13 protein-coding genes are annotated in these 14136 nt (G+C 61.3%); 3 read left to right on the plus strand and 10 right to left on the minus strand.

Features of this window, described 5'->3' with window-relative positions; translation table 11 throughout:
- Positions 1-9: 9 nt before the first annotated feature.
- The 9 genes from JWS14_RS45320 to JWS14_RS45360 all read right to left on the minus strand — a co-directional run bounded on the left by JWS14_RS45320 (position 10) and on the right by JWS14_RS45360 (position 9524).
- On the minus strand, positions 10-1929 hold the full coding sequence (locus tag JWS14_RS45320) for an AMP-dependent synthetase/ligase (protein WP_241031813.1): 1920 nt from the start codon (positions 1927-1929) through the stop codon (positions 10-12).
- Entirely contained in the window at positions 1926-3083 is a 1158-nt protein-coding gene (locus JWS14_RS45325) for an ABC transporter substrate-binding protein (RefSeq protein ID WP_206016743.1), read from the minus strand. Before JWS14_RS45325 ends, JWS14_RS45320 begins: the two co-directional genes overlap by 4 nt.
- 232 nt (positions 3084-3315) lie before the next feature.
- A complete protein-coding gene (locus tag JWS14_RS45330; protein ID WP_206016744.1) occupies positions 3316-4035 on the minus strand; it encodes an ABC transporter ATP-binding protein in 720 nt (239 codons plus the stop codon).
- Complete coding sequence (locus tag JWS14_RS45335; RefSeq protein WP_206016745.1) at positions 4022-4807, minus strand: ABC transporter ATP-binding protein; 786 nt, start codon at positions 4805-4807, stop codon at positions 4022-4024. Before JWS14_RS45335 ends, JWS14_RS45330 begins: the two co-directional genes overlap by 14 nt.
- Complete coding sequence (locus JWS14_RS45340) at positions 4807-5796, minus strand: branched-chain amino acid ABC transporter permease (RefSeq protein ID WP_206016746.1); 990 nt, start codon at positions 5794-5796, stop codon at positions 4807-4809. The genes JWS14_RS45335 and JWS14_RS45340 overlap by 1 nt, the downstream gene beginning before the upstream one ends.
- Positions 5793-6659, minus strand: coding sequence for a branched-chain amino acid ABC transporter permease (locus tag JWS14_RS45345; protein ID WP_065491475.1), 867 nt, complete (start codon positions 6657-6659; stop codon positions 5793-5795). Before JWS14_RS45345 ends, JWS14_RS45340 begins: the two co-directional genes overlap by 4 nt.
- A gap of 10 nt (positions 6660-6669) precedes the next feature.
- Positions 6670-7464, minus strand: a complete 795-nt coding sequence (locus tag JWS14_RS45350) for an enoyl-CoA hydratase/isomerase family protein (protein WP_164061887.1) — start codon at positions 7462-7464, stop codon at positions 6670-6672.
- 3 nt (positions 7465-7467) lie between these two features.
- Entirely contained in the window at positions 7468-8334 is an 867-nt protein-coding gene (locus JWS14_RS45355; RefSeq protein WP_133987632.1) for an enoyl-CoA hydratase/isomerase family protein, read from the minus strand.
- A complete protein-coding gene (locus JWS14_RS45360) occupies positions 8331-9524 on the minus strand; it encodes an LLM class flavin-dependent oxidoreductase (RefSeq protein ID WP_164061888.1) in 1194 nt (397 codons plus the stop codon). The genes JWS14_RS45355 and JWS14_RS45360 overlap by 4 nt, the downstream gene beginning before the upstream one ends.
- Before the next feature lie 339 nt (positions 9525-9863).
- Between JWS14_RS45360 and JWS14_RS45365 the strand changes: the two genes are divergently transcribed.
- Entirely contained in the window at positions 9864-10466 is a 603-nt protein-coding gene (locus JWS14_RS45365) for a TetR/AcrR family transcriptional regulator (RefSeq protein ID WP_065491471.1), read from the plus strand.
- A gap of 843 nt (positions 10467-11309) precedes the next feature.
- Here the strand turns inward: JWS14_RS45365 and JWS14_RS45370 are convergent.
- The gene (locus JWS14_RS45370) at positions 11310-12488 is read right to left on the minus strand and encodes a CynX/NimT family MFS transporter (protein ID WP_241031862.1); all 1179 of its coding nucleotides are present in this window, start codon (positions 12486-12488) and stop codon (positions 11310-11312) included.
- Positions 12489-12614: 126 nt separating this feature from the next.
- On the opposite strand from JWS14_RS45370, the gene JWS14_RS45375 reads away from it, so the two are divergent.
- Positions 12615-13280 carry a FadR/GntR family transcriptional regulator gene (locus JWS14_RS45375; protein ID WP_164065310.1) on the plus strand — a complete coding sequence of 222 codons (666 nt, stop codon included), beginning with the start codon at positions 12615-12617 and terminating at the stop codon, positions 13278-13280.
- 231 nt (positions 13281-13511) lie between these two features.
- Positions 13512-13865, plus strand: a complete 354-nt coding sequence (locus tag JWS14_RS45380; RefSeq protein ID WP_164065311.1) for a VOC family protein — start codon at positions 13512-13514, stop codon at positions 13863-13865.
- Positions 13866-14136 lie beyond the last annotated feature (271 nt).

Here is a 14136-nt window from a genome sequence, read left to right on the forward strand (position 1 = left end):
TAGTGGCACCTACTTGCGATCCGTCCTGGCAAATCGAGCCTGGCGGGCAATCTCGTCCTGCTCGCCGACGTCGTACATGTCGTCGACGAGATCGGTGAAGGAGGCGAGGATGTTGGAGCGCCGGATGGTGGCTTTGGCCGTCAGCTCGCCCGCTGCTGCTGACAGCGCCCGCGGCAGAATCCGGAACTTCTTCAATTGCAGTGGACGGGCGAGTTCGGAGTTGACCTCGTCGATCCATCGGGTCAGAGCAGCATCGCGTTCGTGTGGAGTCATTGCCTGCGTCTCGTCGCTGACGCTGAGCAGTACCGTGAGGTATTTCCGGCCTTCGCCTACGACGATCGCCTCGTCGATGAGCGGACTCGCTTTGAGCCGTACCTCTATCGGCTGCGGGCTGACGCTCTTGCCGCCGCTGGTCTTGAGGACATCCTTCATTCGCCCGATGATCGTCACCTCGCCATCGGAGCTCAGCTCGACAAGATCGCCTGTGCGATACCACCCGTCCTCCAGAGCCGAGGCTGTGGCTTCCGGATTGTGCCAGTAGCCGTCGAAGAGACATGGGCTGCGCACCTGCAGCTCGCCTTCGTGGGATACACGGACAACCCACCGGGGATCGGGCATGGCCTTTCCGATGGTTCCTGGCGCCGGAAAGGCCCGGTCCCATTGGGCGATCACGGAGCCACACGTTTCTGTTGTACCGAAAAGCTCGCGAAGATCGAGACCCCACATATGCCAGAGCGCGGCGACGTCGGGGGTCATGCTTCCGGAGGCTGTCCAACTGACCTTGATGCGGTCAATGCCGACCTTCGCCCGCAGTGGTAGGAAGACGCATTTCATGCACAATCCGTAGAGCGCTTCGAGGTACCTTGGCACCTGACGCCCACGCCAGCGTAGATCACTGACCTTGCGGGCGACCTTCATGGCAATCGAGTATCCGAGGCGGAAGGCTCTGCCGGACTCGGCAAGCGTCTGCAGCACTTCGCTGGCGAGCTTCTCATGCATCCTCGGCGGCCATAGGACGGCAGTTGGCCGCACCCCGATGAGCGCTTCAACTCGCTGATCCATTGTGCAGTACGTGATGACGAGTCGCGTCATTATCGGCGCGAAGACGCCGACTAGAGCCGGCGCGACGTGTGATAGTCCGAGGAATCCAACGAGATCGTGCCGGGTCGTCCCGATCTCGGGGTAGGACATTGCGAAACCAAGTACGGAGTACTGGAGAGTGCGGTGCGTGTGTCTCACGCCCTTTGGCGCGCCGGTGGATCCAGACGTGTAAAACAGCGCGGCCAGCTGGTCTATGTCGCCCGCTTCGACAAGAAGCGTGAACAGTTCCGGCTCAGCCACAGCCCGTGCGCTTCCGACGGCGCGTAAGTAGTCCCAATGTACGGTTTTGACCGTTTCCGGCAGGTCCGCTGGCTCGGCATCGAACCCGATAGTTGCACGCAAATGTGGCAATCCGGCAGCGACCGCGCGGACCTTGGCGATGTCAGATGTGCCCTCGGCGAAAATAGCAGTTGCGCCGCTGCTTTCGAGCGCGTACTCAACCTCGGGGACCGAGCTGGTTGGATACACGCCGACGGGAACGCCGCCGACACTCAGGATGGCGAGTGCCGCCACGACCCACTCCCGGCGGGTAGAAGACATGATGGCCACCCGGTCGCCCGGCGCCACCCCGAGATCATGGAGGCCCAGGGTGGTCTCCCGCACTTCCTCCAGGTACTCGCTCCAGCTGGTCGGGCGGGCATCGCCGTCCACCCAACTGCAGAATGCGACCGTATCCGGTTCGCGCTCGGCGCGGTCGCACAGCATCTGAGCGAAGGTGCGATCCACGGCTTCGAATCCCGACACGCTGCGCAGCACGGGTACCCCGTTCCTGCCGCCTTCAGGCGAACTCTTTGAAACCATGTTCTTCATCTCCGTCCCCACGGTCACTGCAATTCCTCAGCCAGATCATTGATCTCGGTGCCCGTGTAGCGCTTGACTACCTGCCACTTCCCATCGACCACCTGATATACGCCGTAGTCGGGTGCGGCCGTGTTCGTCGAGTTGAAGTCGACGGGGCCGCTGGCACCGTGATAGTCGATCTTCTCATCTCTGGCCAGGAGATCCAGGCCCTCATCCAGGGAGAACACCGGCGCGCCACCGGAATCAGTCACGTTGTGAAGATTCTCGGCAATCGCCGTGCCTGTAGCCTCGCCACCGGCCGCCATCGCCAAGAGTCCCGAAACGATCGCATCGTATGCCATGGCCGCCGTGGGCTGCTGAGCGATGGCCATGCCTTGCTCCTGGCCGTACTCCTCGATCAGCATATCGCGCATCCCCGAGACGGACGGCGAGTCTGCTGCGAACGCGGACTGCCCGTACGCGCCTTCGAGGTATTGGGCACCGACCTCGTCGAGTAGCACGGGGAAGGTCAGCTCGGCGATAAAGGACCATTTGCCAGGAATCCCTGACCGCGCCCACTCGCGCACGATCGGTACAGCAGGCTCGACGGAGCCGGCGAGAAACACCATATCGGGTTGGGGTTCAAAGGCACTGCGAACCTCCGGCAGATAGGAGCTCTGTCCCCCGTTGAATGCGACTTTCGCCACGACCTTGCCGCCGAGCCGTGTGTAGTAGTCCTCCAACCAGCTCGATGTGCTTCGTGCTGAGTCAGAGTTTTCGTAGAGTATCGATAGAGTCTTGAAACCGTTGTCCCAGATGTTTTTTGCAACCGCCAGGCCATCGAAAGTGTCCGGGCCAATGGTACGGAAGGTGTAGGGGTTGGCCTGGTCGTCGTACTCGACGATGCCGGCATACGGAGATGCGATGGCAACCTCGCTGCGTTCTGCCTGGCTGAGCGTCGCCATGAATGTCGATGACGTCGGACCCAAGATGAATTGCGCGTCATCTTTATTGATGAGCTTGGTGACGGCGCGGACTCCATCCTCGGCGTTGAACTTCTCGTCCTCGCTCACAACCTCGAGTGTAGTCCCGTTGATGCCGCCGCGTTTGTTGACATGGTTCACTACTGCTCGGGTGATCGAATCGACGGGCCCGCCGAAAATGGCGGCTTCACCCGATAGCGGCGCGGCCACACCGATCACCGTGGTTCCGCCGGACGCCCCTCCACCGTCGCCACAACTTGTGAGCACTGCCCCGGTCGCCATGACGACGCACGCGACTGACACCTTACCTGCTGTTGCTCTTAGTACTTTCATCCTCAAAATCTCCTGTGGGACTATTGCTTCGGGGAGGGCGGTAGACACTTCTTGGTAGAAGCAAGGAGAGTCAAACCGGTATTCTCTATCTGCGATCGCGTAAAACCATGCGTGGCGCTCACGCCTGTGGAATTCGGGCACCCAAAAACATCTCGGCGAAGCCCGGATCCGCGAGCAGTTGCGGCCCGTTCGCCTCGTGATGAATCTGGCCGGATTCCATGAGAAATACGCGTCCGCACAGCGGCAGGATTTGGCTGGGATGCTCTTCGATCACCCATAAGACGCCAGTCCCGCTGCGCTCGATAACGCAGATCTGCTCGATGAGTGAATCGACAATCTGTGGCGCTAGCCCGGTGGTGGGTTCGTCGAGGATCAACAGCCTCGGCCGCATGAGCAACGAGGAGGCGATGGCGAGCTGCTGGCGTTGCCCGCCTGAAAGCGTCCCAGATCGCTGCTTCCGGCGCTCGGCGAGGATCGGGAACAGTTCGAAAACCTCATCCACGCGGTCATGAGGCAGCCGCATCGCGCGCGTGACAACTTCCAGATTGTCCTCGACGGATAGTGCGCCAAAGACGTTGCGCAGCTGAGGCGTATATCCGAGGCCGCGGCGAGCTCGCTCGCGGGCGGGCATCCCATCGAGTGGCTCTCCACCAAGCTTGACGCTCCCGCCGCGCGCATCGACGACCCCGGCGATGGTCTGCACGAGGGTTGTCTTGCCGGCGCCATTAGGACCAATGATGGCTGTGATCGATCCTTCATCAGCAGCAAACGATATGCCACGGATGATGTTATTTCGACCGTACCCGCTGGTTAGGTTCTCGACATCAAGCAGTGGCACTGCGCACTCCCAAATAGGTTTCGATAACTAGGGGGTCGCGGATGACTTCCGCCGGTGGGCCGCTTGCGATGACATGGCCGTCGTGCATTACGTACAGTGCATCGGAAATCGCGTTCATGAACGACATGTTGTGCTCGATGACGAGCACCGTTACACCCTCGACGTCGCGCAGCTGACGCACTGTCGTCGATAGGCGGTGCTGATCGTCGGGGTTGAGCCCCGAGGAAGGCTCATCGAGCATCAACAGCGACGGCGGCTCCATGAGCAGTCTGGCAATCTGGAGCAGGCGCCCCTGGCCGATCGACAGATCTCCCGCGCGGGCATTCGCCAGTTCCGTCAATCCCAAGCGATCAAGCAATATCCATGCACGGTCGACCAAGCTGCGCTCACTCACCGAAATCTGCCGCGGAGACGTGAAGAGCCGTGACAGGCGCTCGCCTGGCACTGTGCGCACAGAGGTGAGCAGATTCTGCACGACCGACATGTCGGTGAAGTCGGCGGTGTTCTGAAATGTGCGCTTGAGACCCATCCGGGCAAGTTGATGCGTCGGAGCCCCTGTCACGACGCGACCGTCGAACAGGACCGTCCCCGCATCAGGCTCGAGGAAACCGGACACCGCGTTGAACAGCGTCGTTTTGCCGGACCCGTTTGGCCCGATGAGACCAGTAACCTTGCCTCGGCCCACTACCATGTCGACACCGTCGAGTGCCCGGAGCTGACCAAAGCTCTTCACAACGCCCTTCACTTCGAGCAAGGGATTCGGTGTAGTCATCAGCGACCACCTGCCGCAGAAGTGGCCAGCACAGCAGGCGCCACGGAGGCGGAGCGGGGTGGCGGGTAGACGGCCAGCCGCGGCCGGAAGAGACCACCCGGCCAGAACAGGAGTATCACAATGAGGACCAAACCCTGCAGTGCGTCCTGAAGACTGGCCAACAGCTCCGGCGTAATGAAGTCCACCTGGATGTATGTGAGGCCTTCGCGCAGACCCAACAGGACGACCGCACCAAGCACCGCGCCGGCATTGCTGCCTGTCCCGCCGATAATCAGAGCAATGAAGACCGTGAAGGTGATATTCACGTTGAAGAATGTCGGAGTAAGGATCGACAGATACCACACGTACATGACCCCGGCCAGACCCATGAAGAACGCGGCAAAGACGAAAGCCTTGAGCTTGACCGCGTAGACGTTCACACCGAGCGAGCGAGCGACTGCTTCGTTCTGGTTTATGGCGCGCAGGCTTCGACCGAAAGCCGATCGCGTCACACGCCGGAAGAGCAGGTAGCTGATTCCGAGAACAACCACAACGGCCGCGGCGACGAACAACGCCTGCGCTCGGCCCGGGATGATGTCGAGACTGGGCACCGGCGCGTTCAGCAGTCCGCGCGCCCCATTAGCGATCGCCGGTTGGTTGATGAACAGCTGGCGGATCACCTCGGCAAGCGCGAGCGAGACAACAGCGAGGTACTCACCACCGACCCTCAGTAGGCCGCTTCCCACAACGAACGCGAGTAGAGCTGATACAAGACCACCGATGATTGCGCCCGCCCACCACGGCAAGCCAAGCCCGAGAATATATGTGTAGGAGCCGGATGGAGCCGGCATGACAGCGAGTGCGTAGGCGTAGGCGCCGACACCGAAGAACGCCGCCACACCGAAGTTCACCATCCCGCCGACACCGAACTGAAGGTTCAGCGCTAGGGCTGCGACGGCGTAGATCCCCATAAGGGTGATCAGTCCGCCAAGAATCAGCAGAGTGCTCATGCGACACGCTCCTTCGGACCGCTGAAGAGGCCCTCAGGCCGGATGAACACGACCAAGGCGATGACCGCGAACACAACCATCTGGGTGTATTCGGACGGGATGACGAGGGTCGCGAGACTTGACGTGAGACCAACGAGGACGGCCGCAAGCATCACGCCGTAGATACTGCCGAGTCCGCCGATGATTGCGGCGGCGGAAATGATCAGCACCTGATCCCAGCCAAGCTCGGGGTAAATGCGTGCGGTGAAGGCGATGAGCGTTCCCGCCAGCGCAGCCAGCGCACTCGCCACCGCCCAGGTGAGGTATTGCAGATAGGAGGTGTTGACGCCGCGAATTTGAGCCAGCGCCTGATTGTTGGCCATCGCGCGCAACGCCCGTCCGCTGTAGGACTTCGACAGCCAAAAATGCAATGCCACAACCACCAGGGCGGCAATGATGACTACCGCGACCTGATCAATTCCGGCCACTGCAATCCCACCGATGCGGAAGGTCTCTTGCAGAGGGACGTTGAGCGTCTTTACGCCGTACCCCGTGAATACCTCGATCATTGCGTGAATGAAGAATGCGAGACCGACGGACGCGATCATCGGGATATAGTGCGGACGTCCGCGCATCGGCCAAAAGATCAGCCGAGCCGATACGACGCCCGCCACCGACGTGACCGCGATCGCCGCGAGACAGGAGACTATCCAGTGCAGCCCAAGCAGCACGTTGAATCCGTACGCACTGAACCCGCTGAGCACAATGAGCTGGGGAAGCGCGATATTGAGGAAGCCCTCCACCCGGCGCACGAGTTCAAAGCCCACTGTCGCGAGCAGCAGAACCGCGCCGCTGACAAAGCCTGCAACAACGACGGCTAACACGATTCCACCTTCATCCCTTTCCTCCTCGAGATCGGCTGCCGTTCCAGCTATCTCGCAATCCTCGGGCAACGGGGTCGTCGAAGTATTCGGCGGCAGACCCAAGTGTGCGTTGCAGAGAGGTACCGTCGCGGGCGTCGTCTGGATCGTTCAGGCTGCGTTTCAAAGCGCCGTAGAGCACTGGTGCCTTTGCCCCGGCGAGTCTCGCGGATGCGACTGCCGCATCGACAAGCTCTGCGGGGTCCGCGAGAACATCGACGAGGCCGATCTCCAGTGCGCGCTCGACATCAAATAAGTCCCCCGACAAGAGCAGTTTCCTCGCTGCGCGTGCTCCGAGTCGTCGGGTGGCGCGCTGAATGCCCTTATCGGCCGGTAGGAGGCCATGATTGATCTCTGGGAAACCGAATCGCGCACCTTGGACGGCCAACACGGTGTCGGCGAACAGGGCAATCTCCATGCCACCGCCCACACAGTGACCATTGATCGCGCCGATCACCGGTCGCGGGTATCGGTCCATGGCCACGAGTAGCGCATGAAACTCGCGCATCCGGGCGTCCAGCTCTTCTTGGGCGGCTCCCTCGAGCTCTCTTATGTCGCCTCCGGCACAGAAGAATCGTTCTCCCTGACCTGTGAGGACGACCGGCGGCGCTTCACGCATCTCGCCGAGTTCGGCAAACAGCGCCGCGAGACTGTGAATGGCTGATCGGTTCAGTGCGTTTGCCGGCGGCCGGTCCACGGTGACGACCAGGACGCCCGCGCGGTCTACAGTGGTGAACCCAGCGGCCTGTCGGGTCTCAAGTCCTGACATGCTTCACCTAGCAACTTCTTGCGTCGCCGGGGAATCAAAGACGGAGTGGTTATCGCGGCGGGCGGAGGGGAATTGGGCCGGCCGGCCCTCGCGGAAGGCTTGTCGGGCCTCTGTGTAGTCCGCGCCGGCGAAATTGAGGGTCTCCAACGCCGCAGACAATTCCTGCTGAGGGAGGGCGTTGGTCAGCCAACCTGAGTTCAGCGATCGCTTCGTCCAGCGGATTGCCTGCTGCGAGCCCTGCGCAAGATCGTCGGCGATCGCCAGGGCACGCCCGAGCACGGCGTCCTTCGGTTCGGTGAGGCTTACCAGGCCGATGCGTTCAGCCTCCGCGCCAGTCAGACTTGCTGAAGTTAGTTGGTAGTACTTCGTTTTGGCCATGCCGGCCAGCAGCGGCCAGATCAGGGAAGAATGGTCGCCGGCGACCACCCCGATGCGGGTGTGGCCGTCCAGGAGCAAGGCGTCCTCAGCGGCTACGCTGATATCCGCGAGCAGTGCCATCGACAACCCCCAGCCCACCGCCGGTCCGTTGATCGCCGAGATGAGTGGCTTGTCCATGTTCAGGAGGCTCATGATCCGTCGCCGTTCGTCCTCCATGAGTTCGATCGCATCATCCAGAGTGGGGTCCGGTTGGCGCACGTCCATGCCCGTGCAGAAGCCGCGGCCGGCGCCGGTGATGACGGCGACTCGCGTCTGGGGGTCTCGGTCGACGTCCTCCCAGATTTCGGACAGGTGCTTGAACATCGGCATCGTCAGGGAGTTCAGTCGCTCGGGACGGTTGATGGTGATGAGGAGGACCCCGTTCGGCTTGCGCTCGATCAAGATCTCCTTCGGGTATCGGCTAAAGATGTCATCCGCGGCCAATGTGCTCATCGTGCTTCTCCTACCTCGACGGTGTTGCTGGTTGTTTCCTTCTGTGCACTTTCGAACGCTTCGAGCTCGGCATAGTGGGCCGGTCGTGCGGTGCGAATATCGTCCAGAATCGCCTCAGGGGTGCGCACGACAGCCTTGGGGTTCTTGAACTTGGGGATTACGTATTTGCCGAACAGTTCGATCGACTTCATCAGTTCCTTGTGGGGGAGCCCGTCGATGCGCATGACGAGGGAGTCGGCGCCCAAGTCGGCGAATCGCTGGACCTGGGCGACGCAGTCCTCGGGATCTCCTACGATGAAGCCGGACGACTCTTCGAACATGTAACGTTCGTCGTTGAAGTCGAGATGCTTGACGGCTCCCATGTACTGGTAGTCATCGGAGAGTTTCGAGAGGCGCTGGTATGCGTCCGTCGATAGTGCGACTGATTCAGTGAGGCCCCTTGCCCACTTGAGGGCTTCGTCCCGGGTTTCGGCGCAATGCATACCGCCGCCGACCGCGACGAGCTTTTGTGCCTGTCGTGGGTATGTGTGCGTCGCGCCGGCGAGAGCGTCGTCGTAGATGCGGAGCATGTTCTCGAGGAATTCGAAGCCGAGGTAGAAGCCTCCGACAATCGCGCCGACGCCGAGTTCGGCGGCAGTTCGAACAGATTCGGGACTTCCGGTGGCCATGTGGATCGGTGGATACGGAGTTTGAATTCCTTTGGGTACCAGGCTTCGTGGTGGGATCTTGTAGTGCTCGCCCACGAACGAGAAGACATCGTTGTGCAGTGCGCGGCGAATGACTTCGAGCCCTTCAATCTGCTGCGCCTTGTTTTCCGTCGGCGAAACCTCAAAGGCGCGCAGTGCGAGTGTGGTATTGCCTCGGCCGACACCGAGTTCCACGCGGCCGTTGGACAGAATGTCTTCGGTGGCCAGCCTCTCGGCGACCCGAAGCGCGTGGTTGATGCGTGTGGGCAGCAGGGTGACCAGGTGCACGAACCGAATGCGTGTGGTGAGGGCCATCAGGTACGGATAGAGGACCTCCGGGGCGGATGTCGTCGCTGTGCCGATCGCCACGTGCTGCTCAGAAGTGCCGAACGCATCGAATCCCACCTCTTCGGCGAGGAGGACCTCGTCGACGAGCTCCCGGTAACGGTGCTCATGGGTATGCCCTGGGGGCGTTTCGCCCTCGCTCATGAAGATGAATCGCATAGCCACAACCTTTCGTGTGTGAATGCGCATTAACGTGAATGAGCATTAACGTAGAACGAGAGTGTGAGCTTGTCAACACTTGGCGGGCAATCCAGCGCCTTCATTGGGCCCGGCTAGCAACATGCCTGACCAGACGTGAAATCGTGGGGTCCCGCGGGGGAGTGTCGGCCCGCAGCTAACGACGGCAGGTGTCCGTCTGCTGTCCGATTGTGTTAATGAGTGTTACCATTGGTTGCATGGAACTGATCAAGATGGTTGGGCGCGCCGCCTGCGGGTGGTGTGCGACTCTTCATGCGCCGGTCCCTGATTTTTTGGGCTCTCCAGTTGCTGGTGTGAACCATGAAGACTGACCAGATGCCGGCAACGGCGCCAACGGTTCGCCCGTCACGCCGGGAGCTACTGCTAAGAGTCGCCGCCGATCTGTTCCTGCACAAGCCCTACGACTCGGTCACGGTCGAGATGATCTGCGCGAAGGCGGGAATCTCCGCTCCCGGGCTCTATCGTCACTTCCAGAACAAGCAGGCCCTCCTCATCGCAGTGGTGGAAAATCCGTTGGAGTTTCTCCATCAGTCCGCGCGGGCGACGGTGGAATCGGAGCCCGATCCGCGTGCTGCGCTGGACGCCATGGTCGACTTCCACATCAGGTCGGTGCTGTCTGCGGCTCCGACAACGCTAATTTTCCTCAAGAACGAGCACGCGTTTCCCGAAACGGATCGTCGGCGCATCCGACGAGCGATGAATATGTACGCCGAGGAGTGGATTTCGACAGTCTCGTCGCTGCGGCCCGAGCTGTCGGATCCGGAGGTGCGCCTGCTCACGCAGGCGGTGTTCTCGATGTTGAATACCGTACCCACCCTCAACAAAGGGCTTGACCAGGAGTCGATCGTCAAGACAATGTCGACTGCGGCGGTTCAGGCATTGATCTCGCCTCGAGCCGAGTGAGGTCGGACCCACCCGGATTGATAAGGTGCCTACGAAACGTCGCGATAGCAGCGGGTACTGGGCTGTGAGTCGATCCCCGTTCAATTAGATATCCTGATTGAACGGGGTTTGGCGTTTGATCGTCGTCGATCGGGCGAAGGCGGCTTCCGCCTGTGTCGGCCGCTTCAGTCTCGACCTCGAAGTTTCAAATGTGCTGTTGCACAATCAGTCTAGGCAGCTGGTTGATCCTCAATGCGGCATTTGCAACGGAACGACTTCATAGGGCCCGCCCGGGTGTCGCGCAATGACGGGATTCGCGCCCTTCCGTGCGGAAGTGTCTGGCCGGACCGGTAAACGTGGTGGTGCGGCGCCAGAAGGCGACGTCGTCTTCAGGGCAAACTATTACACCTTCGGCCCCGGGCGACGTCGACGAGGACGGTGCGACCGCCTAGGGGCGGACCCGGTATGGGTAGTCCGCTGCCATGGTCAGTCTTGGTGAGTGAGCGCCAGTCCGGCTCCACGCGCGTACGTCGCCGCGGAGACGATCACCGGCTTTGTGGACACCATCCTGCGCCGAGAATGCCCATGCCGAAACCGGAGATTTACTGCGGTGTCCCGCACGCTGCGAGAGGCGCCCCTCGGGTTCACGCCGGCGCCATTCAACTCTGGCTTAATCCAATGCGCATCGAGCCCGGGCCTTATCCAACGTTCGATGAAGCTACTCCGGGCGGGGCGCACGGCTACGTGCATGCGGACCTACTGACGACCGCCCGCGACGGCTTGCTTTACGAACTCGCCCTCGTTGACCGCCCGACGCAGTCCTGAGCGAGATCCGACACGGCAAGCGGCCGCGGGCGGCACGGGTCAGACGTACCGGTTACGTCCGGCCAAGGCGCCGGTGACGATTTGAACGGTGCACACCGCAAGAAACAGGATCCAAGAAGCGGTCCATCGATGCGTCAGCTCATGGAGAAGCCCGAAGAACAGGGGGCCCGCGCTGGCGATCAAGTACCCGAATCCTTGAGCCATTCCTGATAGCTGAACCGTTTCTCCCGTAGTCTTCGTCCGGAGGGCGATGACAGTGAGAGCCAGTGCAAAGACGCTCTGTCCGACACCGATGGCAATGCTCCAGATCAGTGGATGGGAGGCCGGGGCGACCATGGCCCCCACCGCGCCAATCACGCCGACCGTGCTGAGGCCGACGATCCACGCACTCTGGCTGCGTTTGCGCGCGGCTAGAGGGGCGATCACTAATGCAATTGGAACGCCGATCAATGCCGACATCCCCACGATTATCCCAGCCTGCAGTTTTGGCACGCCTGCATCAATAAAAACCTGTGGCAACCAACCCATTACGATGTATGCCATGAATGATTGACTGCCGAAGAACAGCGTGACGGTCCAAGCTAACCGGTTGCGAAGGAGCGATCGGCGCGTCTCAGACACTTGAGCTTGTACCCACGTAGCACCGTGTCGCCGCGCCGCCAGTACCCACACCACTAGGGCGGTGACTGCAAGTGCGGCCCAAATCGCCAGGGCAGGCCGCCATCCGCCCAGCGGTTGTTCCAGACCCGGGGTCAGCGCCGAGCCTATTGCTGCGCCGCCTTGAAGGGCTGCGGTGTAGATCCCTGTCATCAGGCCGATCTTGGCCGGAAACGAACCCTTGATAACGACTGGGATCAGCACATTCACCAACGCAATGCCGGCGCAGGCCACGAGGCTCGCTCCAAGAACCAAGGCCGGCCCGTCGAGGGCCCTCACGGCGAGACCGACTGTAATCATGACAAGAGAGCACGAGATCGCGCGACCCAACCCGAGATGGGTAGCCAGCCTCGGGGCTGCCAAGCCTGCGGCAGCGAAGCATAAGACAGGCAAAGTGGTGAGCACGCCTGCCCAGGCCGCCGAAACGGCTAAGTCCTGTTGCATGTCGCCCAGTAGTGGGGCCACGCTCGTCACCGCGGACCGCAGGTTTAACGCCGTGAGGATGACGGCTATGGCAAGCAAGGTGCCGCCAGCCAGCGCGGGCACGGGGCTCGCCCGCATCTCGATCGCACCGTCGATCTCCAGCGCCACGTTGTCGGCGTAGTCATTTTGTCGCTTTATTCGCTGCATCGGCCTCATTTTTGGTATCGTTGCATACATCCCATCATTGGATGAAAGGTTGTTTGTGTGGTGTTGAGCACCGTTCGACGAGCCGGTCTAGTCGACCAAGTCATCGCGCAGATCAGAGTGGGAATCACAAAGGGGGACTGGCCAGTCGGGCAACGCATCCCGAATGAAACAGAACTCGTACAGACTCTTGGTGTCGGCCGCAATACGGTGCGTGAGGCGGTCCGCGGTCTAGCTCATGCAGGAATCCTCGAGGTTCGGCAGGGCGACGGGACCTATGTCCGCGCCACCAGCGAGGTGTCCGGGGCGCTGGGGCGGCTGTGCGGCACCGAGCTGGAAGAGATTCTGCAGGTTCGGCGTGGACTGGAGGTCGAAGGCGCCAGGCTCGCCGCGAGTAATCGCACCGACGAAGAACTAGCCGAACTGCGCGCACTGTTGGCGAAGAGCCATCACGTTGCAGGCGGACCCCTCGATGAGGCTGCCGCCGCCGACGCCGAGTTTCACTTGGCCGTGGTGCGCTGCTCGCATAACACGATCTTGATTGAGTTATACCAGGGCTTAATTGAAGCCGTCGCGGCCAGTGTCGAGGCCACCGCAGACATCCCGGGGCATGAAGTCGTCCACACTGCATTGATCGAGCACATCGCCGCCGGCGACCACACTCGGGCCGCCCAGGCTGCGGGCACGCTTGTGGACCACATGCTGTTCGGGGTGAGACGACGCTAGGAAGGCACCGTTACGGCATCGGGGGCGGAAGATGAAGGAAGGGTGTCGAACTCGGTGTTGGTGAGCGCAATAGTCGTCGCTCATGCGCAGGATTTGTCGTACCGGCTGCGGTTGAAGCCGGGCACACGGTGATGACCATCTGTCTCAGTAACGGCGGGGTGCGTGCCGGCCCGACCCCGCCTGACTCCGTCACAAGGCCCGGAATGACCGAGAATTACATGGGAGGCACCGTTGAGCGAGCATGAAGTGCGAATGATCGTCCTGTCGACCGACAACTTGGACGAATCGATCCGGTTTTACTGCGAGACCCTGGGAATGCCGTTGAAGTTCCGCGACGGGGACCACTTCGCGGCCCTCGATGGAGGGACTGTCACTGTCGCGTTGGCGACTGCGGTGGACCATCCCATACCCGGGCAGGTTGTCGTCGGCATTAGGACAGTCGATGTCGACACTGCGGCGAAGGCCATAGAAGCCAGCGGTGGTGCCATTGTGGGAGGCCCGTATGACGACGGACATGAACGCCGTGCAGTGGGCTACGACAATAACGGCAACGGCTTGGTGTTCTACAGTCCGCTAACCCGATAAGATTTCGCCGCCACACCGGCGCTACGGACCGAGGTCATCTGCAATACTTCGCTGTGCGCGCACCGGCCAATTCGCAGATTAGCTATGCAACAAAGGTGAACAGACTCCGCGTCTCCTTCGGAGGCTGCGCTGTCTGCCCCATACCGCTTATGTCTGAAAACGCGAGGGAGTAACACGAGAGGATTGTCGGTACTCGAAACGCTGGTGGAAGGCGAGGACGGATGTCAGCGTCGCCGAAGTGATCGGAATGCCCACGAGTGCCGACCCTCGA

Origin of the sequence: Rhodococcus koreensis, assembly GCF_017068375.1 — a bacterium.
Lineage (GTDB): Bacteria > Actinomycetota > Actinomycetes > Mycobacteriales > Mycobacteriaceae > Rhodococcus_F > Rhodococcus_F koreensis.

Coding starts and splice junctions, on each gene's coding strand:
- JWS14_RS45360 (WP_164061888.1), bottom strand. CDS start 9,524: ATGCGATTCATCTTCATGAGCGAGGGCGAAACGCCCCCAGGGCATACC.
- JWS14_RS45335 (WP_206016745.1), bottom strand. CDS start 4,807: ATGACTACACCGAATCCCTTGCTCGAAGTGAAGGGCGTTGTGAAGAGC.
- JWS14_RS45350 (WP_164061887.1), bottom strand. CDS start 7,464: ATGTCAGGACTTGAGACCCGACAGGCCGCTGGGTTCACCACTGTAGAC.
- JWS14_RS45340 (WP_206016746.1), bottom strand. CDS start 5,796: ATGAGCACTCTGCTGATTCTTGGCGGACTGATCACCCTTATGGGGATC.
- JWS14_RS45370 (WP_241031862.1), bottom strand. CDS start 12,488: ATGCGGGCGAGCCCCGTGCCCGCGCTGGCTGGCGGCACCTTGCTTGCC.
- JWS14_RS45355 (WP_133987632.1), bottom strand. CDS start 8,334: ATGAGCACATTGGCCGCGGATGACATCTTTAGCCGATACCCGAAGGAG.
- JWS14_RS45365 (WP_065491471.1), top strand. CDS start 9,864: ATGAAGACTGACCAGATGCCGGCAACGGCGCCAACGGTTCGCCCGTCA.